This window comes from Streptomyces rubiginosohelvolus (assembly GCF_014649875.1).
Lineage (GTDB): Bacteria > Actinomycetota > Actinomycetes > Streptomycetales > Streptomycetaceae > Streptomyces > Streptomyces rubiginosohelvolus.
Window position 1 is genome coordinate 19,549 of record NZ_BMTW01000009.1, and the last position, 23,496, is coordinate 43,044.

The following is a 23,496-nucleotide window of genomic DNA, read 5'->3' on the forward strand; positions in this document are numbered from 1 at the left end:
GCGCCCTACGAGCGGTGCCCCGGTACGAGCAGTTCCCGCAGGAGACCCGCGAGGAGATCGGGCTGCCCGACGAACGGGGAGTGGCCGGTCCCCCACTCGCGCACCTCGGTGCAGCGGGAGGCCATCGTCCGTTGCAGAGCGGGGTCGATGGCCCGGTCCTGCCCGCAGACGACGTAGGTGGAGGGGGTGTCCTTCCAGCTGTGGTGGTGCGGAACTCCTCGGCCGCAACCGGGGGCTTGGGGGCGGAGCAGGCCGGCCGCCCGGGCGGCGAGGGGTTCTGGGCAGCCGTTGTAGAGGACGTCGGCCGCCCGGTCGGGACGCAGACTGGTCGACCCGTCGGGCTCGGGCCTGATCGCGTCCCGGAGTTCCGCGGACGCCCCGCCCAGGGCGGCCGCGCTCTCCCCGGTGTCCAGGACGAAGGCCGCCAGATAGACCAGATGGCGCGCCCCGCGCACTCCGGTGATCACGGATCCGCCGTAGGAGTGCCCGAGCAGCAGCGGGGGTTCCTCCAGTGAGTCGACGACGGACTGGACCGCCTCCGTGTCGGCCGCCAGCGAGCCTCGGTGGAGTTCGGGGGCGACGGCGTCGACCCCCGAGGTCCGCACGCGTCGCGCCACCGCGTCGAAGTGCTCGGGGCGGTGGTAGAGGCCGTGGACGAGCACGACGGTCGGCAGTTGGCCCGCCTCCTCGGGGTCGGATTCCGGCTGGTGATCATAGGCGTCGGTCGCCACAAGGCCCGCGATCGCCTGCCCCGGCGGACCGCCGAGGTGTCCTCAGGTGCACCTGCCCGGTGGAGGCCGCCCCAGCCGGAATCCGGGGGTCCGCGCCACTGACCTCGAGAGCGGCCCCCGGCAGGATCTTCAGTGCCCGAACCGGATACCAAGGAGTGCTGATGACACCGAAGACGACGACGTCGAAGCTGCGCAAGTGCCTGTTGGTCATAGCGGCGGCAGGCCTGGTGGGATCCGCCACCACCGTTGCCGCCGTGGCGAATCCTCCCGAGGAGACGCCAGGGCGGGGCAGCAAGGACAGGGCTCTTCAGAAGAGCCTCGACGCCTTGGTGAGCGAGGACAAGTTCCCCGCCGCCTTCGCGTGGGTCCGCAAGGACGGCCGTACCTCCTCGCTCGTCTCCGGGTCCGCGCGGATCGGCGAACAGGCTCCGGTCCCGCACGACGGATACGTACGGGCAGGCAGCAACACCAAGACGTTCACCGCGGTCGTGGTCCTGCAACTCGTGGCCGAGGGCAAGGTCGCGCTGGACGAGCCCATCGAGACGTACCTGCCCGGAGTGGTGCGGGGCGAGGGCATCGACGGCAGGAAGATCACCGTGCGGCAGCTGCTGCAGCACACCAGCGGCCTTCCCAACTACACCGAACACATCGGCCTGGAGGACTTCGCGAGGATCCAGCACAAGTTCTTCCATCCGCACGATCTGCTCACCGCGGCTCTGGCCCACCCGGCGGAATTCGCCCCGGGCGCCAAGTGGAAGTACAGCAACACCAACTACCTGCTCGCGGGCATGCTGATCGAGAAGGTCACCGAACGGCCGGTGCAGGAGCAGATCACCGAGCGCGTGATCCGGAAGGCGGGACTGCGCCACACCTCCTGGCCGCAGCCCGGGGACATGACCGTCCCCAAGCCCCACGCTCGCGGCTACGCCCTCAGCAGCCTGGAGAACGGCAAGGTCGTCGACGCCACGCGGATGGACCCCTCCTGGGGCGGAGCCGCCGGCCAGATGATCTCCACGCCGAGCGACCTCGCCAAGTTCGCCCGCCTCCTCCTCGACGGGAAGCTCCTCGCGCCCGGGCAACTGGCCGAGATGCGCAAGACGGTCGACGCGCCGATCCTGCCCGGCTGGCGCTACGGTCTCGGCCTCTTCCGCATCCCGCTGAGCTGCGGCGGCGCCTACTGGGGGCACGGCGGCGACATCGAGGGCTACGAGACCCGGGGCGGCGCCACCGACGACGGCCGCTCCGTCGGCCTGGCGGTGACCGCGCTCCCCGGAACCTTCAGCGATGCCGAGAAGAGCGCGAAGGCGGTCATGTCCGCGACGGACACCGCGTTCTGCAACTGAGGCCCCTGTCCCGGGCGGAGGGCACCGGGTGATCGCCGTTGTGCAACAGCCTTCAGGGCATGTCCTGAGCGCCCGTCCGATCCGGCCCGGTCGCGGCGGGCGCGCACAGCGCGGGTGAGGCGTGCGATGCCGTGGCCGAGCAGCCAGGGCAGCACCGTCAGACCCCCGACGTACGCCAGAACGTAGTGGACGACGTCACGTGTGTGGCCGGGCCGGCCCCAGCTGTCCGTGGGCAGGGTCACCAGGATCGCGGAGACCACGACGGGCAGGAGCGGCAGGAGCACCGACCACAGCCGCGGCCATCGACCGGGCCGCAGCGCACACCACACTCCCATGCCTGCCATGACGAGCGGCCCGAGAGGGATCCACAGGAACACCGGGACGACCAGCAGCACCCACAACTCGTCCCCGTAACCGAACATCATCGGCACCCGCCCCCTGGTCCCCCGCCCAACCGGTCCCCAAAAACGATCAAGGGCCGGTTTCGGATTGCTCCGAAACCGGCCCTTGATTCACGACTGTCTCCAGTCGGGACGACAGGATTTGAACCTGCGACCCCTTGACCCCCAGTCAAGTGCGCTACCAAGCTGCGCCACGTCCCGTTGCCCGCCTGACCTGGGGTTTCCCCTGGCCGAACGCGCATGAGAACAATACCGCACTCCGGCAGGTGGTCACCAACACCATTCCCCGCTTGACCTCAACCATGGTTGATGTTGAACGCTCGGGGTCATGACGAACACGACAGCCGCACCGGCCCCCGACCGCCAGGCCGCACCCGCCCCCCTACCCTCGCCCGACTTCCGGGATCTGCCCCGGCTGATCGCCCTGATGACCGGCGCGGAGAAGCACGCCCCCGCCGCCCACTCCACGCTCGACGCCCTGTGGGTCCTCTACAACCGGGTGCTCCGGGTCACACCGGCCACGGTCGACGATCCCGGGCGCGACCGCTTCCTGCTGTCCAAGGGGCACGGGCCGATGGCCTACTACGCCGTCCTCGCCGCGCACGGCTTCTTCGACAAGGCGCTGCTGCCCGGCTTCGGGTCGTACGACTCACCGCTCGGCCACCACCCCGACCGGCTGCTGGTGCCGGGGGCGGAGATCGGCAGCGGGTCCCTGGGGCACGGGCTGCCGCTCGCCGTCGGGACGGTGCTGGGACTGCGCGCCCAGGGCCTCACCGACCCGCGGGTCTGGGTCCTGATCGGCGACGCCGAGCTGGACGAGGGCAGCAACCACGAGGCCATCGCCCACGCGGGCCCTGCCGGGCTCGAACAGCTGCACACCCTCGTGATCGACAACGCGTCCGCCACCCACGGCTGGCCCGGCGGGATCGCCTCCCGCTTCGCGTCGGCCGGATGGGACGCGGTGACCGTGGACGGCCGCGACCACGAGGCCCTGTACGAGGCGTTCACCACGCCCCACCCGGGCAGGCCGCTGGCCGTCGTCGCCCGCGTCGAACCCAAGAACTGACCGCAGCGGACCGAGAACCCGGGAGGGACTCTTCATGGACACCATGCGTGACCGATTCATCAGCACCGCCTCGCAGCTCCTGGACGAGGAGCCACGGCTGGCCGTCGTGCTCGCCGACATCAGCGCCGACGGCTTCGCCCCGGCCCGGCGCACCCACCCGGACCGGGTGATCAACGTGGGCATCCGGGAGCAGCTGCTGGTCGGCGCAGGTGCCGGCATGGCGCTGACGGGCATGCGGCCGATCGTGCACACCTTCGCCAGCTTCCTGGTCGAGCGCCCGTTCGAGCAGGTCAAGCTGGACTTCGGGCATCAGGACGTCGGCGGCATCCTGGTGAGCGCCGCCGGCTCGTACGACTGGCCGGCCGGGGGCTTCACCCATATGGCGCCCGGCGATGTCGCCCTGCTCGACACGCTGGACGGCTGGACGGTGCACGTGCCGGGCCATCCGGACGAGGCCGAGGCCCTGCTGCGGGAGGCGGTCGGCGGCGACGACCGGGTGTACGTACGCCTCTCGCTCCAGGAGAACCGGGAGGCGAGGCCGGTGAGCGGTGGTTCCGGGTTCTCCGTGGTGCGCGAAGGGCGGCGCGGGACCGTGATCGCCGTCGGACCCATGCTCGACAACGTCCTCGCCGCCACCGAAGGGCTGGACGTCACCGTGCTGTACGCGACGACGGTGCGGCCCTTCGACGCGGTGGGGGTCCGCCGGGCCGCCGGGGCGGCCGCGACCGCGGACGTGGTGGTCGTGGAGCCGTATCTCGCGGGCACCTCCTCCGCCGTCGCGGGCGAAGCGCTCCTGAATCTCCCCCACCGGGTGCTCGGACTGGGCGTGGGCCGCGCCGAGCTGCGGCGGTACGGGCAGATGGAGGAGCACCTCACGGCCCACGGCCTGGACCCGCGGGGCCTGCGGGAGCGGATCACCGGATTCCTGCGCCCCTGACCGGCGCGTGTCCCCGGGGGAACCGTGACGGCCTGCCGCCGGGCTCAGCCGCCTCACTCCCCCGGCCCGTCCGGCCCCGGGGCAGCCAGCTCCGGATGTGCCGCCGCCAGCCGGCGCGGGGCGACCTGCCGCCAGGAGTCGGCGAGGATAGCGGCCAGCTCACCCCTGTCCTCCAGCGCCGCCAGCCGGACGCGCATCCACGCGTAGTGGTCGTCGTGCCCCTCGCGGACGAAGAACTTCTCCGGCTCGGCGGCGATCAGCTCGGCACGGTCATCCCGGGGGCACTTCACGCCCATCGACGACTCGTCGTCACCGAGCGAGGCGAAGATCTTGCCCGCCACCCGGAAGGTGGGCTGCCCCCAGGCGAGCTTCTCGGTGGTGTCGGGCAGGGAGAGCGCGACCGAGCGGACGTCGGCGGCGGTGATCGTGGCGTCGGCGGTCATCCCGGACTCCGTTTCGAGGGCCCGGCGGGTGCGCCGCCGGGATTCGACCGTAACGCCCGGCACCGACATCCACCCGCGACCGGCCCCGCAACCAGCGCCCCGCGCCGGCAGCCCCTGAGTGCGACCTCGCGCCCCGCACCTCGCCCGGCGCAGTGGGCCCTGCAGACCCATTGACCGCGTCCGAGAGCTGAACCTACTCTGAACGGCGTACTTCAGAAAGCGCTTTCTATACACCCCACAGTCGGCTTCTACCGCACAGGGAGCGCCCCATGAGACGCCGTTCGTTACGCCGGGCCGGCCGCGTCGGCCGATCACCCGGCGGGCCGTCCCCCCTCATCGCCGTCACCTCGCTCCTGGCGCTGGTCCTCGCCCTGCTGGTCGCGTCGCCGACCGGCGCGCAGGCGGCCGACGCGTACCGGGTGCTCGTCTACTCCGAGGTCACCAACTCCGACCACCCCTCGATCCCGGCGGGCGTCGAGGCCATCGAGAAGCTCGGAGCCGAGCACGGTTTCGCGGTGGAGGCCACCGCCGACTCCTCGGTCTTCAACGACGCGGACCTCGGCCGCTTCCAGGCCGTCGTCTTCAACAACACCAACTCCACACCCGAGACGGGTGACTTGCTGAGCGCGGAGGAGCGTTCCGCCCTGCAGCGGTACATCCGGGCGGGCGGCGGCTGGGTCGGGCTGCACTCCGCGTCCGCCAGTGAGCGGGACTGGGAGTGGTACGAGGGTCTGGTCGGCGCGATCTTCGACAAGCACCCCGCCCCGCAGACCGGCCGGATCAAGGTCCTCGACCACGCGCACCCGTCGACTCAGCACCTTCCCGACCTCTGGGAGCGCCAGGAGGAGTGGTACAACTGGCGCACCAACCCCACGTCCAAGGTGCACACCCTCGCCCAGATCAAGGTGCGCGACGGGATCGACGGGCTCGACGAGGGCGTCGACCACCCGTTCTCCTGGTGCCAGAACTACGACGGGGGCCGGTCCTGGTTCACGGCGGGCGGGCACGACAAGGCGGCCTTCCAGGAGGAGGCGTTCGTCCAGCACCTGCTCGGCGGCATCCAGTGGGCGGCCGGTGCGGCGGAGGGCGACTGCACCGCGACGCGCACCGGTTCGTTCCAGCGGACCCCGCTGGCCACGAGCGATCTGGCCGACCCGTTCGAGCTGGCCGTCGCCCCCGACCGCCGGGTGTTCTTCGCCCAGCGGACCGGGAAGCTGAAGGTGATCGACCAGGAGACGATGAAGGTCTCCACCGCGCTGGACTTCGCGTACACGCCGGAGATGACCAGCCAGTCGGACGGCCTGCTGGGCCTCACGCTCGATCCCGGGTTCGCCGAGAACAACTGGCTGTATCTGCTCTACTCCGACAAGGTCGAGAAGCGGCTGAACCTGTCCCGTTTCACCGCCGACGGCAACACCGTCGACCCGGCGTCCGAGAAGCGGCTGCTGACCGTGCCGACGCTGCGCGGCGAGGGGCGGGCCAACTCGCACATGGCCGGTTCGCTCGCCTTCGACAAGGACGGGAATCTGTACGCGGCGACCGGCGACAACACCGACCCCTTCGCCTCGGACGGGTTCACGCCGATCGACGAAGGAGAGGGACGCCGCGCCTGGGACGCGCAGATGACCGCGGGCAACACCAACGACCTGCGGGGCAAGGTCCTGCGGATCACCCCCGAGGACGACGGGACGTACTCCGTCCCTGAGGGGAACCTCTTCGCCCCGGGTACGGAGAAGACGCGCCCCGAGATCTACGCGATGGGGATGCGCAACCCGTTCCGGATCACCACCGATCCGATCAGCGGTGCCCTGATGGTCGCGGACTACGGCCCCGACGCCCGCGAGGCGAAGGCTGACCGGGGCCCGGAGGGCACGGTCGAGTACACCCGGATCACCGAGGCGGGCAACTTCGGCTGGCCGTACTGCATCGGCGACAACACCCCGTTCAACGACTACGACTTCGCGACGAAGACGTCCGGCCCGAAGTTCGACTGCGGGGCGCTCGTCAACGACTCGCCGAACAACACCGGGCTGCGGGAGCTGCCGCCGGCCCAGCCCGCCACGGTCTGGTACGCGTACTCCGCGTCGGCCGAGTTCCCGGAGGTGGGCACCGGGGGCGGCGGTCCGATGGGCGGACCGGTGTACGACTTCGACCCGGACAACACCTACCGCACCAAGTTCCCCGAGTACTTCGAGGGGAAGGCGTTCAACTACGAGCTGACCCGCCGCTGGTTCAAGACGTTCTCGTACCAGAGCGAGGACCAGACGTTCACCGACCCCCGGTTCGACCCGGTGAAGGCGGGCGACCTCCAGTCGGTCAACGGCATCTTCGAGGACATGGAGTGGAACCAGCCCTTCGACGCGGACTTCGGTCCCGACGGGGCGCTGTACGTCATCGACTTCGGCCTCGGCAGTGGTACCGGCCGGGGCGGCAGCAACGAGGGCGCGGGGATCTACCGGATCGACTACGTGGGCGACGGCCGGCTGCCCGACGCCAAGATCTCCGTCGACCGGGACAGCGGACCGGACCCGCTGACCGTGAAGTTCTCCAGCGAGGGTTCGGGCCTGCCCGGCGATCAACCGGTCACCTATGCCTGGGACTTCGACGGCGACGGCACCACGGACTCCACCCAGGCCGCCCCCTCGCACACGTACACCGCGAAGGGGCTGCACACCGCGCGGCTCACCGTGACCGGCCCCGACGAGCTGACGGCGCTCGCGGTGCAGGACATCACGGTGGGCAACACCCGGCCCGAGGTGACGATTCAACAGCCGCTGAACGGGGGGATGTTCAGCTTCGGGGACACGATCCCCTTCACGGTGAAGGTGACCGACGCGGAGGACGACGAGACCGGTCCGATCGACTGCTCGCGGGTCGTGGTGCAGTCGCAGCTCGGCCATGACACCCATCTGCATCCGCTGGACAACTACACCGGCTGCACCGGTGAGATCGTGACCGACGCCGGGGACAGCCACGGTCCGGGGCAGAACCTCTACTACGGGATCACCGCTCAGTACGAGGACAAGGGCGCCCCCGACGCACCCGCGCTGACCGGCTCCACCTCGCTGACCCTGCGGACCTCCTTCCGCGAGGCCGAGCACCGCACGGCGACCGGAGGGGCCAACGGCGGTGTGGACATCGGGAGTCGGGCCGACGCGTCCGGCGGGAAGCGGCTGATCGAGATCGAGGACGGCGACTGGGTCGCCTTCGAGCCGGTGAACCTGAAGAACGTCGAGTCGGTGACGGTCGGCGCGTCCTCCGGCGGGCTCGGCGGGACGGTGGAGTTCCGGGCCGGCTCCCCCACCGGTGAGCTGCTGAGCTCGGTCGAGATCCCGAACACGGGCGGCTACGACAAGCTGATCTCCCCGACGACGGAGCTGACGGACCCGGGCGGCTCGACCACGCTGTACGCGGTCTTCACCAACCCGGACTGGGGTCCCGACAAGGCCGATCTGCTCTCGGTCGACTGGCTGCACTTCAACGGCCCGGGAGTGGAGGAGGAGGGCGGGACGACGGTGGCGGTGAAGGCCGAACCGGGTTCCGGCACCGCTCCGTTCGCCGTGTCGCTCAGCAGCACGGTCGAGCCCGCCGATGGCCGCACGATCGCCTCGTACCACTGGGACTTCGGCGACAACGTGAAGCCGTCCGGTACCGAGGGGCCGACGGCGACGCACACCTACGACCGCAAGGGCGCCTACACCGCGCATCTGACGGTCACCGACGACAAGGGCGACACGACCACCGGCGCCGTCCGCATCGACGTCGAGTGAGTCGGCGCGAAGGGAGTCGATGGGGCGTGAATCGACGCGAAGTGAGGAGTCCCGTGGGAACGCAGCACGCGAACGGAGCCCGAAGAGCCTTTCTCGGTACGGCGTTGGGGGCGGTGGCCGCCGTCGGCCTCGGCGCGGCCCCGGCCGCCGCGACGGCCCGGAGGGGCTGCCGGCGGATCCCGCCGTCGGGGATCGGCATGCACCTGTACACGATGCGGACGCCGCTGGCGGCGGACTTCGCGGGGACGCTGGAGCAGCTCGCGGAGATCGGGTACGCGACGGTCGGCGTCAGCGGCCGGCACGGCAACTCCCCCGCCGCGATCCGGCAGATGCTCGACCGGACCCGGCTCAAGGCGGTGCTGGAGCACGTCGGCTACGACATCGTGACGGGCTCGGGGCTGCCGCAGGCACTGGAGGACGTCCACACCCTCGGCGGTCAGTGGATCGTGGTGCCGAGCCTGCCCGGTTCGCTGCACTCGCCGGACGGATACCGGGAGGTGGCACGGCAGTTCAACCGGGTGGGTCTGGCCGCCCGGGAGTCCGGGCTCAAGCTGCTCTACCACAATCACGGCAGCGACCATGAGGTGGTGGACGGTGTCAGCCTGTACGACATCCTGCTGAACGAGACCGATCCGGAGCTGGTCGGCTTCGAGCTGGATCTGTACTGGGCGGCCGACGGCGGCTCCTCCGACCCGGGCGAACTGTTCGTCCGGCACCGGGGGCGCTTCCCCGCGCTCCATGTGAAGGACATGGCGCCCAACGGGGACTTCGCGGACGTCGGGTCGGGGATCCTGGACTTCCCGGCGATGTTCGACACCGCGCGGCAGGGCGGGGTGAAGCAGTGGCTGGTGGAGCACGACGCCCCGGCCGATCCGTTCGCCTCGGCGCGGGCCAGCTACCGGTATCTGTCCCGGCTGCGGTACTGAGCTGTCGTAGCAGCGGTCCGGCCCCGGGTGTGCGGTACGGCGCCCGGGGCCGTACCGCACCTCAGGGGCGGGCGGCGAGGAACTCCCCGTACCAGGCGAGGGTGGCGTCCAGTGCCGTCTCCAGCGGGGTGGGGGTGAGTCCGTAGGCCTTCTCGATGGCGGAGGAGTCGAGGATCTGCGGTTCGGTGTGCTGGTAGAACATCTCGGCGTACTCCGCCATGAAGGCCTCGTCGAACGGGCCGAAGGGGCGGGGTTCGGCGACGACGGTCAAGTCGACGGTCCGGCCGGTGCGTTGCTCGACGAGCCCGAGGATCTCCCGGGTGGTGCGGGCCGGTGCGGTGGGCAGGTGCCAGACACGGCCGTCGGCGTCCGGATTCTCGCCGAGGGTGGCGAGGCCGGCCGCGACGTCCTCGATGTACGTGTAGCTGTGCGGCAGGTCGATGTCGCCGAGCGCGGGCACGGGCTGCCCGGTGAGCGCGGCCGGGAAGACGGCCCCGCCCAGCGTGGAGTTGAGGACCCCGGGCCCGACGAAGTCGGCGGAACGCCCGAGGACGACGGGGAGCCGGACCTCGCGGTGGGCGGCGAGATAGCGGGCGTCCAGCTCGGCCCGCATCCGGCCCTTGCGGGTGGTGGCGTTCCACGGGGAGTCCTCGGTCATCACGGCGCCGTGCGTCTCCCCGTACGGGTAGAGCGTGTCGAGCACGACGAGCCGTGCGCCTTCCGCCTCGGCGGCTTCGAGGACCGCCTGCTGGATCTTCGGCATGACCTCCACCTGGAGGTGATAGCCGACATTGACGCAGTGGTACACGACGGCGGCCCCGGCCACGGCGGCGCGGGCGCCTTCGGCGGTGGCGACATCGGCGGCGTACCGCTCGACGCCTTCGAGCGCGGGGCCGCTCCCCGACCGGTCGACCAGCCGGACGGGGTGACCCCGGCGGACGAGTTCGCGGGCGAGGGCGGTACCGGCGGGTCCGGAGCCGAGGACGGTGTGGAGGGGCTGGGCGACGGTCATGACAGGTCCCTTCGGCGGAGGCAGCGAGGGAAGCGGGAGCGCGTAAGTTTTATGCGCTCGCTTCTGTTAGAGACCATAACTTTCGAGAGCGCTCACCGCAATAGCTTTCGTTAGACCCCTTAACGCGGACCCCCTTGGCACCCCCCGGGCGCGGGCACCGCCCGTGTTAGCGTGAAGAGAGCAGAGACAACCGGGTCGGCTGCGGAGCAGAAGTGGGAGGTGAGTTGATGACTGTCGTAGAGGCCGCTGCCGTGTGCAGTGCCCGCCGGACCATCCTCACGTCCCGGGCCCCGGTCTGACCTGACGTTCGCCCCCGCCCGAGCCTGACGGCTCATGGCGGCGGAGCTTCGTGCTCATCGGGGTCCCTGTTCAAGGGTCTCTACGTTGTCTCACCTTTCTTCCTTCCCCGCCCAACCGTTCTCCCTCGCGGATGACGGCTGGGACGAGGCGTGCGAGCACGCCGTCACACCCCATCGCGGCACCGGACTGATTCCGTCTCGGATCGTGCGGGCCGAACGCGGCCTGCGCGAGGCGGGCAAGCACACTCCGGGCAACCAACTGCCGGGCGAGAACCTCACCCCTCACACCCCCGAGAACGGAACCCCCATGACCACCTGGACCACCCGTCCCGAGACCACGAACGACATCACCGCCATCCGCGACATCAACCTCGCCGCCTTCCCCACCTCAGGGGAAGCCGACCTCGTCGACGCCCTGCGCGCCGATCCGGAGGCATGGGTCGACGGACTGTCCATGGTCACCGAGGGCTCCGACGGCGCCCTGGTCGGGCACGCCCTGCTCACCCGTTGCCTCGTCGACGGCGCACCCGCTCTCGCCCTGGCCCCCTGCGCGGTACGGCCCTCCGCCCAGCGCACCGGCGCCGGCTCCGCCGCCATCCGCGCCGCCCTGGACTCCGCCCGCTCCATGGGCGAGAACCTCGTCCTCGTCCTCGGGCACAGCGACTACTACCCGCGGTTCGGCTTCACCCCCGCTTCCGGCTTCGGTATCCGTGCCCCCTTCGAGGTACCCGACGAGGCCATGATGGCCATGGCTCTGAACGACACCCGTCCGGTCCCCACCGGCACCATTCAGTACCCCGCCGCATTCGGCGTCTGACCACGCCCGGGCGCCCCGGCGGCATCCACCCCGGGGCGCCCGGGACCCGGGTGACCGGCAGGATGGTCCGTGGGCCCTCCGCCGTCTCGCCCTCAGTCGTGCGCGGACACCGCCCCCAGCAGATCGCGGATGTGTGCCGCCGCCGCCCGGAACTCCGGGCGGCCCAGCGTCTCGCTGTAGTCGCGCTCGGCGGGCAGGCCCACCTCGATGATCTCCGTGACGGTGCCGGGGCGCGGGCTCATCACCACCACCCGGTCGGCCAGATAGACGGCCTCCGAGATGGAGTGGGTGACCAGCAGGACCGTGGTGCCGGTGGTGCGCCAGATGCGGTTCAGCTCGGTGTTCATCTGTTCGCGGGTGAGGGCGTCCAGCGCGCCGAAGGGCTCGTCCATCAGGAGGACCGGCGGTTCGTGCAGCAACGCCCGGCAGAGCGCGACGCGTTGCTGCATACCGCCGGAGAGCTCGTGCGGGTAGGCGTCCTCGAACCCGCCCAGTCCGGTCATCCGGATCAGCTCGTCGGCCCGGGCGCGCGCCACGGCCGGCTCCATACGGCGGATCTCGGCCTGGAGCAGGATGTTGCGCAGCGCCGAGCGCCACTCCAGCAGGGCCGCGCGCTGGAAGACGTAACCGATGTCGTGCCGGGGGCCGGTGACGCGCTCGCCGCCGAGCAGGACGTCCCCCGAGGAGGCGGTGAGCAGGCCGGCCACCAGTTTGAGGAGGGTGGACTTGCCGCACCCCGACGGTCCGACGATGGCGACGAACTCCCCCGGCGCCACGTCCAGCGAGACATCGCTGAGCGCGGTGACATCGCGCTTCTTGCTCCGGAACCGGACCGCCACGTCCGCGAGCCGGACCCCGGCCGCCGGGCCCGCGCCCGCGCCCGCGGCGGCCGGGACGCGCGGTGTCGTCTGCTGCTTCGGCATCGTCATCCCTTCAGCGCCGTCTTCGTGTCCCAGTACTCACCGACGGCCTTCGGCTTCGTGACCATGCCGGCCTCGGCGAACACGTCGATGGTCTGCTGCCAGTCCTCCTCGGTGTTGACGCCGGGCGCCTTGCCCTCGGTCGCCGTCGTGTGGAGCAGGGTCAGCGTCGTCGCGAACTGCTCGGAGAGCACGGTCTTCGGCGGCAGTTGCTCGGAGGCCCCTTCCATGGCCGCCACCGCCGGCTCGGGCGCCTTCGCGGCGGCCGCCCAGGCTTCGCTGACCGCCTTCACCATGCGTTCCGCCACCGCCGGCTTCGAGGCGAGGATCCGCTGCCCGGCGAGCAGCCCGTTGGAGTAGAAGTTCAGGCCGTGCTCGGAGAAGCGGAGGTAGGAGACCGGCTTCTTGGCCTTGTCCTGCATGGTCGGGCCCTGGTCGCTCGCGTAGCCCAGGAGACCGTCGGTCTTTCCGGAGATCACCGCGGCGATCTTGCCCGCCGGGTCGGTGTTCTGGACGGTGACGTCGGACTCCCCGATGCCGTTCTTCTTCAGGAAGATCGGGAAGGTCTTGGACAGCGCGTCCCCGGCCGTCCCGGCGATCGTCCGCCCCTTCAGATCGCCGGGCCCCTCGATGCCCTTCGCGTCGAAGGACTGCACGGAGGCCGGGGTCGTCTGGAGGAAGACGCCGAGACTCTTCACCTTCACCCCCTGGTCGACGCCCGCGAGCAGGGCCGGGGTGTCGGCCCAGCCGAAGTCGGTCTGCCCGGCGGCCGTCGCCTGGACCGTCTTCTGGGAGCCCTGGCCCGCCCGGATGTCCAGGTCGATGCCGTGCTTCTCGAAGATCTTCTGCTGCTTGCCGTAGTAGAACGGCGCGTGTTCGCCGTACGGATACCAGTTGAGCGTCAGCGTGACCTTGTCCAGCTTCTTGCCGGAGTCGCTGGTGCTGGTCGACGCGTCCTCGCCGCCGCAGGCGGTGGCCACCAGGACGAGGGGTACGACACCGATCAGGAGTCTGCGCGCATGCATGGGCTGGCCCTTCTCACGAGGAGGTCGGTGCGTGGTTCAGAACGTGGTGGTGGCCGAGGTGTCCCGGCGGCTGGCGTGCCACGGCAGGAGCAGCTTCTCGGCGATCTCGACGACGACGAACAGCACGACGCCGATCAGCGACATCACCAGCAGCCCCGCGAAGAGCATCGGTGTGTCGAGGTTGCCGTTGGCCTGGAGGATGACGTAGCCGAGTCCTTCGTTCGCTCCGACGAACTCGCCGACGACCGCGCCGGTCACCGCGAGGGTGACGGCCACCTTGAGTCCGGAGAACAGATGCGGCAGGGACGCCGGGAAGCGGATCTTCACGAAGGTCTGCCAGGGCTTCGCCCCCATCGTGGCGGACAGTTGGAGCATCTCCGGGTCGACGGCCTTGAGCCCGGTGACCATCGAGATCACCACCGGGAAGAAGGCGATGAGCACGGCGATGAGGATCTTGGGCGCGATGCCGAACCCGAGCCACACCACGAAGAGCGGGGCGATGGCGATCTTCGGCACGACCTGGGCGAAGAGCAGGATCGGGTAGAGCGTGCGCTCGACCGTCGAGGAGTAGACCATCACCACCGCGGCCAGCACCCCGACGGCGACCGCGATGGCGAAGCCGAGGAGCGTCTCGTACGTCGTCACCCAGGTGTGCTGCCAGAGGTAACCGGCCTTCGAGGTCAGGACGTCGAGCGTCGCACCGGGCGACGGCACGAGATAGGCCTCGATCAGCTCGGCGGCCGCGATCACCCACCAGACCACCAGGGCGGCCAGCAGCAGGGCGAGGGGCCGCCAGCTCTGTTCCGCCGCGCGGGCGAGCCGCTCCCCGGTCGTGGGACCGGCCCTGCGGGCGACCCCCGCCACATCGGCGGGGCGCTTGCTGAGCGCGCTCTGGCTCACGGTGAACTCCCTGAACTTCGGGGGCAGTTGTGGAGAGCTGTGCAATGCTGCGATGCTGCGGGCCTGACCGTGAAGGCGCTTTCAGAAAGCGCTTTCTGGTAAGGTGCCGCCACGCTAATGACTGCTCCCGCGCACGGTCAAGAGGTCGTCCCGAAGTTTCGGGGCCCTGCCACCACCGCACCCCTGGGGGTCGAGTTGAGTGAACGGGAAACACCGGTCCACCCCGATACGCGACGTCGGGCCCCCGCCGCCCATGTGACGCTCGACGCGGTGGCGCGCGAGGCCGGCGTCTCGCTCGCCACCGCGTCCCGGGCCCTCAACGGCACCACCCGGGTCCGCGACGACCTGCGCGGCCGGGTGCGCGCCGCGGCCGATCTCCTCGGCTACATCCCCAACGCCCATGCCCAGGCCCTCGCGAGCGCCGAGGGCAACCGTACGGTCGGGCTGATCTGCCACGACGTGGGCGACCCGTACTTCGCGGGCATCGCGAGCGGGGTGATGCGCGCGGCCGCCGAGCAGGATCTGCTGGTGATGCTCGCCTCCACCTTCCGGGAACCGGCGCGGGAGATCGCGTACGTCTCGATGCTGCGGGCCCAGCGGGCGCGGGCCATCCTGCTGATCGGCTCCGGTTTCCAGGACCGGGCCTGGGAGCGGGCGATGGACGCCGAGTTGGAGCCGTACGTCCGGGCGGGCGGCCGGGTCGCGGTGGTCAGCCGGCACCGGTCGATGCGGGTGGACACCGTCCAGCCGGAGAACCGGGCCGGGGCGGCGGCGCTCGCGGCCTCGCTGGTGAAGCTGGGACACCGGGACTTCGCGGTGCTCAGCGGTCCGCCCGAACTGACCACGGTGGCGGACCGGTTGGCGGGGTTCCGCGAAGGGCTCGCCGCCGCGGGCATCACCCTTCGGCGGGTGGTGCGGGGCGCGTTCACCCGGGAGGGCGGGCACGCGGCGGCCTGTCAGCTGCTGGCCGGCGGGGGCGCGCGGCCGACCTGCGTGTTCGCCGTGACCGATGTGATGGCGGTCGGCGCGCTGGCAGCGCTGCGGGAGGCCGGGGTGCGCGTCCCCGAGGACATGTCGCTCGCGGGGTTCGACGACATCCCCGTCGTACGGGAGGTGTCGCCGCCGCTGACCACGGTGGCGCTGCCGCTGACGGAGATGGGCGAGCAGGTCATCGCCCTCGCCCTGCGGAGGCCGTCGGGGGCGGGGCGCTCCAGGGTGCTGCGGATCGAGGGGGACGTGGTCCTGCGGGGCAGTACCGGTGCGCCGCCCGGGAGTTGATCGCTCGCGCCGTGCCGCCGTGCGATGGCGGGGCGGCGGTGTCAGACGGTGCGGTGGCCCTCCCGGTCGTCGATCTGGCGGACGAGTTCATGGGCGAGCGACTTGATGGTGTCGAGGCCCGCCCGCCCCCAGGGCCGTGGCACGGTGTCGACGGCACAGACGGTTCCCAGCGCGATGCCGGTACGGTCGATCAGCGGCGCCCCGAGGTAGGAGCGGATGCCTATGTCGTCCACCACCGGATTGCCCGCGAAGCGCGGGTAGTCGCAGACGTCGTCGAGGACGAGGGCCTTGCGCCGGACGAGGACGTGCGGGCAGTAGCCGTGGTCGCGGGCCATGTAGCGGCTGCTGCGGTTGCTGCGCGCCGCGGCCGAACCGAGGTCCTGGCCACCGCGGTTGCCCGCCGGGGTGTGCAGTCCCGCGAAGAACTGCCGGTTCTCGTCGATGAAGTTGACCATCGAGAAGGGCGTGGCGGTGACTTCGGCCACCTTGTCGGCGAAGGCGTCGAAGTTGTCGTAGGAGGCGTCGGGGCGTTCGCCGAGGTCCAGTTTGCGCAGCCGCTTGGCGCGGGCCGGGCCGTGCCGGTCGGTGGGCGTGAGGAGCATCCGGCCGGTGGCGAAGGATGTCACGGGTGGGCTCCGAAGGTCTGGAGTGGGGCGGGCGCCGCGGTGGCGTTGATGAGGTGCTGGACCAGGGTGACGAGGGCGCCCGTGCCGGAGCTGGCGATCCGCGCGTCGCACAGGACGACGGGCACCTCGGGCCCGAGGTCGAGCGCGGCGCGGATCTCGTCCGGCTCGTAGCGGTAGGCGCCGTCGAACTCGTTGACGGCGACGATGAATCCGATGCCGCGCCGTTCGAAGAAGTCGATCGCGCCGAAGCATTCGGCGAGGCGCCGGGTGTCGGCCAGCACGACCGCTCCGAGCGCGCCCTGGGAGAGTTCGTCCCACATGAACCAGAAGCGCTCCTGGCCCGGTGTGCCGAACAGGTAGAGCACGTGCTGCTCGGAGAGGGTGATCCGGCCGAAGTCCATGGCGACGGTGGTGGCCGTCTTGGACTCGACGCCTTCCAGGTTGTCCGTGCCCACACTGCTCTGGGTCAGCAACTCCTCGGTGGACAGCGGGGCGATCTCGCTGACCGCGCCCACGAACGTCGTCTTGCCGACGCCGAATCCTCCGGCGACCAGAACCTTGAGGGCCACGGGAAAGAACTCGGCGGTTCCGGTGCGGTCAGAGCTGTCGTCGTAAACCATCGAGCACTGCCTCCAGCAGGGATCGGTCGGTGGGCATGTCGTGGAAAGCGGGGGCGTGCGCGGTGACCGCGCCGCAGGCGACCAGGTCGGAGAGGATGACCTTGGCGACGACCGCGGGCAGCCGGAGGTGTGCGGCGATCTCGGCGACGGACATCGGCCCTTCGCACATGCCGAGGGCGACGGTGTGTTCCGGGCCGAGCGGGATGTCCGGCTCGATGCCCGTGGCCATGATCAGGGACAGCAGGTCGAACGCGGTGGACGGCCGGGTCCGGCCGTTGCTGATCGTGTACGGGCGGATCAGCCGGCCGGCCGCGTCGTCGAGCAGGGGCCCGTCCTGCGGGGCCGGCATCCTCAGATCCCCGGGGTGAACGGCGCGCCGGCCGGCTGCCGCAGCGGGGTCGTCAGATAGGGGCGGACGCTCTTGACCAGCATCGCCATCTCGTAGCCGAGCACCGCGGCGTCCGCCTCACGCCCGGCGAGGACGGCGAGACAGGTGCCGGATCCGGCGGTGGAGACGAACAGGAGCGTGGAGTCCAGTTCGACGACCACCTGCCGGACGTCGCCGTTGTCCCCGAACCGGGCCCCGGCGCTGCGACCCAGCGAGTACAGACCGGCAGCCAGGGCGGCCATGTGGTCGGCGCTGTCGGGGTCCATGCCGTGCACGGATTTCACCAGCCCGTCGGCGGAGAGCAGAACCGCGCTGCGCGTGTAGGGCACGCGCTGGACCAGCCCGCTCAGCAGCCAGTCCAGGTCCGAGGCCTGACCGGACGGCATATCGCTCGTCATGGTGTCTACTCCTTGAAGGTGGTGTCTTTACGGGGTTCCGGGACGGCCTGGCCCGGTACGAAGGGCTCGCCGGCCCCCCGGTCGTGGGTGCCTTCGCCGTAGCTGCCGAGTGCGTACGCGGCGGTGTCGTGCGGGTACGCGTCGGGCGGGTAGCTGTCCGGTACGGGCAGACCACCCGCGGGCAGCGCGTGGTCCGGCCGCGACGCCCGGGCCGGACCTGGCCGGTCGTGCGGTGGAGTGGCTCCGCGTACGGGGAGGGGCGAGAGGGATTCGAGAGGGGCGTCGAGCGCGGTCTGCCCGCCGGGTCCGGTGGCGCCGCCGGGATTCCCGTATCCGCTCTCGGAACCCTCCTCCTCGGCGGTCTGGGCCTCGGCGAGGTCGACGCCGCGCCGGAAGGCGGCCATGAGGCCGGGGTCGTGCAGGGCGTGCTCGTCCTCGACACGCGGGGCGGGCGCCTCGCGCAGCTGCGGTACGAGACTCTCCTGGTTCGTCCGCTTGGGCAGTTCCGGCCGGGCGGGAGAGGGCGCCACGTGGTCGCGCTCGGGTACGGCCGCCGGGGCCGGCCGGTCGTCGCGCTCGTGGACGGCCGCTGCCGACGGGCCGCCGCGCTCGGCGGGCGAGGCGGGCGGTGCCGGCCGGTCGATGCGCTCGGCACGCAGCGGGAGGGGCGGGGCCTCGCCCGCGGGCGGTCCGGGACGTCCGTTCGGAGTGGGGCCGGGCGCGTGTCCGTTCGGCGTGGGGCCGGGTGCCCGGGACGGGGCGCCCGTGGATGCCCGGTCCCCGGACGGGACCGCGGGCCGGGGGGTGCCGTTCTGCGGTGGAGCGGCTGGGCTCCCGGCCTCGACGGGCGGCCGGTGCACGGCGCCGGGGGGCGGTACGGGCACGGCGTCGGCGGCCGGTGGCGCGTCGGGATCGGCCCCGAGCAGCGACTGCGGAAGGACCAGCACCGCTTGCGTACCGCCGTAGATGTTGCTCTGGAGGCGGACGGCGATGCCGTGGCGTCGGGCGAGGGCCGAGACGACGAACAGGCCGATGCGCCCGTCCTGGAGCAGATGCGCGACGTTGACCTGGTCGGGGTCGGAGAGCAGGGCGTTCATCCGCTTCTGCTCGCGTTCCGGCATCCCCAGGCCGCGGTCCTCGACCTCCAGGGCGAGCCCGGCGGTGACCTGCTGGACGCGCAGCAGCACCTGGGTGTGGGGGGCGGAGAACACCGTGGCGTTCTCGACGAGCTCGGCCAGGAGGTGGATGACGTCGGCGACGGCGTGGCCGCGCAGGGTGCCGTCCATCGGCGGGACCAGCTTGACCCGGGGGTACTGCTCGACCTCGGCGATGGCCGAGCGGAGCACCTCGGTCATGGTGACGGGGTTGCTCCACTGGCGCCGGGAGACGGCCCCGCCGAGGACGGCGAGGTTCTCCGCGTGGCGGCGGATCCGGGTGGCGAGGTGGTCGACGTGGAAGAGGCCCTTGAGGAGGTCGGGGTCCTCGACCTCGTGCTCCAGCTCGTCGAGGATCTGGATCTCGCGGTGGACGAGGGATTGCAGCCGCCGCGCGAGGTTGACGAAGACCTCGACCTTCTGTTCGTTGCCGGCGCTGCTGAAGAGCTGGGAGGCCTGGACGACGGCGGCGACGGAGGCTTCCTGGGCCCGGGCCATCTCCTGTCCGAGCAGGTCGAAGGCGTCGCCCCCGGGCGTGGGGGGCGGTGAGGGCCGCCGCTCGGCGACGGATTCCCCGTTGCGGAGCTGTTCCACCACGCGTTGCAGCTCGGCCTGGCCCTGGGCGCTGGCCCGCCGGAGCGCGAGGGCCCGGTCGAGCACCTGGCCCGCCACGCGGTTGGCGCCGAGGTAGGCGGCCGCGACGGCGGCGACCGCCAGGGCGCCCGATCCGCCGAGCGCCGCCCAGAGGCTGGGCGAGGAGCCGACGCCTCCGGCGCGGACGGTGAAGATGACGGCCGCGGCGCCGCTCAGCACCGCGGCGACGGCCGGGAGCAGCGCGGTCCGCAGCAGCTGGGGGCGGATGCGGGCGTCGGGGGAAGGCCCTGCGGCGCGCGGCCTGCTCGGGGCCGAGTGGCCGCGCGTGCCGGGGCGGCCGTGCCGCCCGCCCTCACGGCGGTCCGGTCGCGCGTCGGGTGCGCGAAGTTGAGACATCAGCGTCCTCGGTACAGGGGGCACCGGGGATCGGCGGTCGTGCCGGCGTCCATGCGGTGGCCCCTACGGTGGTCGGTCAGGCGCGGGTCATCGGTCGGGCAGGCCCGAACGTCATGAGCCCACCGTTGATCACCGGGCACACACGGTAGTCGTCAATGACGTATGCGCGACGGGCAGTTGTCGAACTTGCCCGCCATCCGTCCCACTCTGGTATGAGCCCTCGCACGCGCACCCGATTACGCAGCCTTGGCCCTGGGTTTACCCGCAGGTAGGGCACCCCCCGCAGGAGCGGGAGGGCGGCCGGTTACCATATGAGCGCCGCCTAGCTCGAAAGATAAACTTGTGACTGTCAATGACGACTCGTTCACCAACTGGATGCACCGCGAGGAGATCGCGGAGTCGATGATCCCGATCATCGGGAAGCTGCACCGCGAGCAGGACGTGAACGTCCTGCTGCACAGCCGCTCCCTGGTGAACAAGTCGGTGGTCAGCATCCTCAAGACCCACCGCTTCGCCCGGCAGATCGCGGGCGAGGAGCTCTCGGTCACCGAGACGATGCCCTTCCTCAAGGCTCTGACGACGCTCGATCTCGGCCCGTCCCAGATCGACATAGGCATGCTGGCCGCCACCTACCGGGCCGACGGCCGCGGACTCTCCGTCGAGGAGTTCACCGCGGAGGCCGTCGCCGGGGCGACGGGCGACAACAAGATCGAGCGCCGCGCCTCGCGTGACGTGGTGCTCTACGGCTTCGGCCGCATCGGCCGGCTCATCGCCCGTCTGCTCATCGAGAAGGCCGGTTCGGGCAACGGCCTGCGCCTGCGGGCCATCGTCGTCCGCAAGGGCTCCGGCCAGGACATCGTCAAGCGCGCCTCGCTGCTGCGGCGCGACTCGATCCACGGCCAGTTCCAGGGCACGATCACCGTGGACGAGGCGAACAACAAGATCATCGCCAATGGCAACGAGATCCAGATGATCTACTCGGACGACCCGACGACGGTCGACTACACGGCGTACGGCATCAAGGACGCCATCCTGATCGACAACACCGGCCGGTGGCGGGACCGCGAGGGCCTCTCCAAGCACCTCCAGGCGGGCATCGCCAAGGTCGTGCTCACGGCTCCGGGCAAGGGCGACGTCCCGAACATCGTGCACGGCGTCAACCACGACACGGTCAAGCCGGACGAGCAGATCCTGTCCTGCGCGTCCTGCACGACCAACGCGATCGTCCCGCCGCTGAAGGCGATGGCGGACGAGTACGGCGTTCTGCGCGGGCACGTGGAGACCGTCCACTCGTACACCAACGACCAGAACCTGCTGGACAATTACCACGGTTCCGACCGTCGTGGCCGTTCGGCGGCGCTCAACATGGTCATCACCGAGACCGGGGCCGCGTCGGCCGTGGCCAAGGCGCTGCCCGAGCTGAAGGCGCCGATCACCGGCAGCTCGATCCGCGTCCCGGTGCCGGACGTATCGATCGCCATCCTCAGCCTGCGGCTGGAGCGCGAGACCACCCGCGAGGAGGTCCTCGACTACCTCCGCAACGTGTCGCTGGCCTCGCCGCTCAAGCGCCAGATCGACTTCATCAGCGCGCCCGACGCGGTCTCCAGCGACTTCATCGGCTCGCGCCACGCCTCGATCGTCGACGCGGGCGCGACCAAGGTCGACGGCGACAACGCGATCCTCTACCTCTGGTACGACAACGAGTTCGGCTACTCGTGCCAGGTCATCCGGGTCGTCCAGCACGTCTCCGGCGTGGAGTACCCGACCTACCCGGCCCCGGCGGTCTGACGCCCCCGGTACGCCCATCCGTACGACGCCCGGTGCCCGGCAGGTCCGCCTGCCGGGCACCGGCGTGAGGTGGGGGCCGGGCGTCAGTCCCCGGTACGGTCGTCCGCCGGGCCCAGCCGTTCGGTGGGCCCGGCGAAGTCGAGGAAGAGGTCCCGCGCGGCGAGGAGCCACCGTCCTTCGGCTTTGCGGAAGGTGTCCTCGTAGCGCCCGACCTGCACGGGGAGGCGCGGCGGCAGCATGCCGCCGGTGTGGCCGTCCACGCGGAACGTCGTGAAGTACGTGCTCGCGGTCGCGGTCGAGGCGGATGTCAGGGTCACCAGGATGTTGGTGCACAGACGGCGCGAGAGCCGGTCGGCGGGACGTCCGGCGAAGTAGGCGCGCAGCGCGTCCCGGCCCTCGATCCGCCGGTCCCCCTCGGCCCACTCCCAGACCCCGTCCGGTGTGAACAGCTCGGCCACATCGCCGGGTTCACCCAGATCGAGCCGACGGACGAACTCGACGATCAGCCGCTCGCAGGCACGCTCGGCGATCAGACGGTCCAGGAGCCCCAGGGGATCCGGTCGGTCCAGGGGATCCAGCGCATCGGTGGTGTCCATCGCTCCTTCCTACCAACGCGCCCCGGGGCCGCACGACTTGTTTTCGACGGACGCAGGGCGCGTCACACGGCGTCGGCGTCCAGCCCGGTCAGACGGGCCGACTCGTCCCACAACGCCCTTGCCATGACGGGGTCCTGGGCGCGGTGCGACTTCCGGGCGGGTGCGGGAGCTCCCCGGGTCTCGCCGAGGCGGGAGGGGCCGTAGTAGGAGCCGCCCGGGGCATCCTGCAGTGTGGCCGCGTACAGGACGGGGAGAGCGCCCGCCGAGGCCGGCTGGGTGTACAGCCGCGAGGTCCGCTCCAGCTTCGCGGCCCAGTTCCGCCCGGCCAGCCGGGGCCCGGCCTGCCCCAACTCCGTTGCGGAGAGCCCGGGGTGGGCCGCCAGCGCGACCAGGTCCCGGCCGGCGGCACGGGCCCGCCGGTCGAGCTCGTCCGTGAACAGCAGATTGGCGAGCTTCGACTGACCATAGGCCCGCCACTTGCCGTACGAGCGCTCGGCGTTGAGGTCGTCGAGGTCGATGCGGCCGATGCGGTGGCCGAGCGACGAGAGCGTCACCACGCGCGCCGGCCCCTGGACCCCGAGGACCGGGAGCAGCCGGAGCGTCAGGGCGAAGTGCCCCAGGTGGTTGGTGCCGAACTGCATCTCGAAACCGTCCGCCGTACGGAGCGGCGGCAGGGCCATCACCCCGGCGTTGTTCACCAGCAGGTCGAGCCGCCCGTCGGTCTCCTTCGCGATGGCCTCCGCGGCCTCGGCCACGCTGCTCAGATCGGCGAGGTCGAGGCGGACGAGCCGCACGTCCGATGCGGGGGCGGCCCGGCGGACGGCGTCCACGGCACGTCGGCCCCGCTCGGGATCACGGCACGCGAGAAGGGTGCGGGCCCCCGAGCGGGCCAGTACGAGAGCGGTCACCGCGCCGATGCCGCTGTTGGCACCGGTGACCACGGCAGTGGTGCCGCCGAGGTCGGGCATGTCGTCAAGAGTCCAGGAGTGCATGGGGCACGCCTCCCCCGTGTCGGCGTCGCCACACCTGAGCCCCCGCCGGGCCGGGCGAGAGGCGGCCCAGCCGCGC

The 23,496-nt window shown here is 71.3% G+C and carries 21 protein-coding genes and 1 tRNA gene; 8 read left to right on the forward strand and 14 right to left on the reverse strand.

Going from position 1 to position 23,496, the window contains the following annotated elements:
• Positions 1 to 5: 5 nt before the first annotated feature.
• The gene (locus tag IE134_RS20480; protein WP_098019973.1) at positions 6 to 674 is read right to left on the reverse strand and encodes an alpha/beta hydrolase; all 669 of its coding nucleotides are present in this window, start codon (positions 672 to 674) and stop codon (positions 6 to 8) included.
• Positions 675 to 892: 218 nt separating this feature from the next.
• On the opposite strand from IE134_RS20480, the gene IE134_RS20485 reads away from it, so the two are divergent.
• Positions 893 to 2,074 carry a serine hydrolase domain-containing protein gene (locus tag IE134_RS20485; RefSeq protein ID WP_189431309.1) on the forward strand — a complete coding sequence of 394 codons (1,182 nt, stop codon included), beginning with the start codon at positions 893 to 895 and terminating at the stop codon, positions 2,072 to 2,074.
• A 528-nt stretch (positions 2,075 to 2,602) separates the two neighbouring features.
• On the opposite strand, the gene IE134_RS20490 is transcribed toward IE134_RS20485, so the two are convergent.
• Positions 2,603 to 2,676, reverse strand: a tRNA-Pro gene (locus tag IE134_RS20490).
• Between the two features lie 127 nt (positions 2,677 to 2,803).
• On the opposite strand from IE134_RS20490, the gene IE134_RS20495 reads away from it, so the two are divergent.
• Both IE134_RS20495 and IE134_RS20500 read left to right on the forward strand, forming a co-directional pair.
• Complete coding sequence (locus IE134_RS20495; RefSeq protein ID WP_097983474.1) at positions 2,804 to 3,541, forward strand: thiamine pyrophosphate-binding protein; 738 nt, start codon at positions 2,804 to 2,806, stop codon at positions 3,539 to 3,541.
• 34 nt (positions 3,542 to 3,575) lie between these two features.
• Positions 3,576 to 4,478, forward strand: a complete 903-nt coding sequence (locus IE134_RS20500; RefSeq protein WP_189431311.1) for a transketolase family protein — start codon at positions 3,576 to 3,578, stop codon at positions 4,476 to 4,478.
• A gap of 53 nt (positions 4,479 to 4,531) precedes the next feature.
• Here IE134_RS20500 and IE134_RS20505 read toward each other — a convergent pair whose 3' ends face one another.
• Positions 4,532 to 4,921 (reverse strand): MmcQ/YjbR family DNA-binding protein, encoded by a 390-nt coding sequence (locus tag IE134_RS20505; RefSeq protein WP_189431313.1) that lies wholly within the window; start codon positions 4,919 to 4,921, stop codon positions 4,532 to 4,534.
• Positions 4,922 to 5,190: 269 nt separating this feature from the next.
• Here IE134_RS20505 and IE134_RS20510 point away from each other — a divergent pair, with 269 nt between their 5' ends.
• Both IE134_RS20510 and IE134_RS20515 read left to right on the forward strand, forming a co-directional pair.
• A complete protein-coding gene (locus IE134_RS20510; protein WP_189431315.1) occupies positions 5,191 to 8,691 on the forward strand; it encodes a ThuA domain-containing protein in 3,501 nt (1,166 codons plus the stop codon).
• 197 nt (positions 8,692 to 8,888) lie between these two features.
• Entirely contained in the window at positions 8,889 to 9,617 is a 729-nt protein-coding gene (locus IE134_RS20515; protein WP_229823687.1) for a sugar phosphate isomerase/epimerase family protein, read from the forward strand.
• A 61-nt stretch (positions 9,618 to 9,678) separates the two neighbouring features.
• Here IE134_RS20515 and IE134_RS20520 read toward each other — a convergent pair whose 3' ends face one another.
• On the reverse strand, positions 9,679 to 10,629 hold the full coding sequence (locus IE134_RS20520) for an NAD-dependent epimerase/dehydratase family protein (RefSeq protein ID WP_189431317.1): 951 nt from the start codon (positions 10,627 to 10,629) through the stop codon (positions 9,679 to 9,681).
• Between the two features lie 606 nt (positions 10,630 to 11,235).
• Between IE134_RS20520 and IE134_RS20525 the strand changes: the two genes are divergently transcribed.
• Positions 11,236 to 11,745, forward strand: coding sequence for a GNAT family N-acetyltransferase (locus IE134_RS20525; RefSeq protein WP_189431432.1), 510 nt, complete (start codon positions 11,236 to 11,238; stop codon positions 11,743 to 11,745).
• Between the two features lie 92 nt (positions 11,746 to 11,837).
• Here the strand turns inward: IE134_RS20525 and IE134_RS20530 are convergent, their stop codons facing one another.
• From IE134_RS20530 to IE134_RS20540, 3 genes are read right to left on the reverse strand one after another with little or no spacing between them, the layout of a single operon-like run.
• Positions 11,838 to 12,674 carry an ABC transporter ATP-binding protein gene (locus tag IE134_RS20530; RefSeq protein ID WP_189431319.1) on the reverse strand — a complete coding sequence of 279 codons (837 nt, stop codon included), beginning with the start codon at positions 12,672 to 12,674 and terminating at the stop codon, positions 11,838 to 11,840.
• Positions 12,671 to 13,690, reverse strand: a complete 1,020-nt coding sequence (locus IE134_RS20535; RefSeq protein WP_030711436.1) for an ABC transporter substrate-binding protein — start codon at positions 13,688 to 13,690, stop codon at positions 12,671 to 12,673. The genes IE134_RS20530 and IE134_RS20535 overlap by 4 nt, the downstream gene beginning before the upstream one ends.
• A 36-nt stretch (positions 13,691 to 13,726) precedes the next feature.
• Positions 13,727 to 14,590 carry an ABC transporter permease gene (locus IE134_RS20540; protein ID WP_030711438.1) on the reverse strand — a complete coding sequence of 288 codons (864 nt, stop codon included), beginning with the start codon at positions 14,588 to 14,590 and terminating at the stop codon, positions 13,727 to 13,729.
• Between the two features lie 255 nt (positions 14,591 to 14,845).
• Between IE134_RS20540 and IE134_RS20545 the strand changes: the two genes are divergently transcribed.
• Positions 14,846 to 15,868 (forward strand): LacI family DNA-binding transcriptional regulator, encoded by a 1,023-nt coding sequence (locus IE134_RS20545; RefSeq protein ID WP_189431434.1) that lies wholly within the window; start codon positions 14,846 to 14,848, stop codon positions 15,866 to 15,868.
• Between the two features lie 41 nt (positions 15,869 to 15,909).
• Here the strand turns inward: IE134_RS20545 and IE134_RS20550 are convergent, their stop codons facing one another.
• From IE134_RS20550 to IE134_RS20570, 5 genes are read right to left on the reverse strand one after another with little or no spacing between them, the layout of a single operon-like run.
• The gene (locus tag IE134_RS20550) at positions 15,910 to 16,494 is read right to left on the reverse strand and encodes a GAF domain-containing protein (RefSeq protein ID WP_010072804.1); all 585 of its coding nucleotides are present in this window, start codon (positions 16,492 to 16,494) and stop codon (positions 15,910 to 15,912) included.
• Positions 16,491 to 17,114 (reverse strand): GTP-binding protein, encoded by a 624-nt coding sequence (locus IE134_RS20555; RefSeq protein ID WP_030800679.1) that lies wholly within the window; start codon positions 17,112 to 17,114, stop codon positions 16,491 to 16,493. Before IE134_RS20555 ends, IE134_RS20550 begins: the two co-directional genes overlap by 4 nt.
• Positions 17,092 to 17,463, reverse strand: coding sequence for a DUF742 domain-containing protein (locus IE134_RS20560; RefSeq protein WP_006128964.1), 372 nt, complete (start codon positions 17,461 to 17,463; stop codon positions 17,092 to 17,094). Before IE134_RS20560 ends, IE134_RS20555 begins: the two co-directional genes overlap by 23 nt.
• A 2-nt stretch (positions 17,464 to 17,465) precedes the next feature.
• The gene (locus tag IE134_RS20565) at positions 17,466 to 17,900 is read right to left on the reverse strand and encodes a roadblock/LC7 domain-containing protein (RefSeq protein ID WP_029182040.1); all 435 of its coding nucleotides are present in this window, start codon (positions 17,898 to 17,900) and stop codon (positions 17,466 to 17,468) included.
• Positions 17,901 to 17,905: 5 nt separating this feature from the next.
• Positions 17,906 to 20,044, reverse strand: coding sequence for a sensor histidine kinase (locus IE134_RS20570; RefSeq protein WP_189431321.1), 2,139 nt, complete (start codon positions 20,042 to 20,044; stop codon positions 17,906 to 17,908).
• Positions 20,045 to 20,386: 342 nt separating this feature from the next.
• Between IE134_RS20570 and IE134_RS20575 the strand changes: the two genes are divergently transcribed.
• Positions 20,387 to 21,832, forward strand: a complete 1,446-nt coding sequence (locus IE134_RS20575) for a glyceraldehyde-3-phosphate dehydrogenase (RefSeq protein WP_032785914.1) — start codon at positions 20,387 to 20,389, stop codon at positions 21,830 to 21,832.
• 83 nt (positions 21,833 to 21,915) lie between these two features.
• On the opposite strand, the gene IE134_RS20580 is transcribed toward IE134_RS20575, so the two are convergent.
• Complete coding sequence (locus IE134_RS20580) at positions 21,916 to 22,428, reverse strand: nuclear transport factor 2 family protein (protein WP_098020389.1); 513 nt, start codon at positions 22,426 to 22,428, stop codon at positions 21,916 to 21,918.
• A 62-nt stretch (positions 22,429 to 22,490) separates the two neighbouring features.
• Positions 22,491 to 23,420, reverse strand: a complete 930-nt coding sequence (locus IE134_RS20585; protein ID WP_189431323.1) for an oxidoreductase — start codon at positions 23,418 to 23,420, stop codon at positions 22,491 to 22,493.
• Positions 23,421 to 23,496 lie beyond the last annotated feature (76 nt).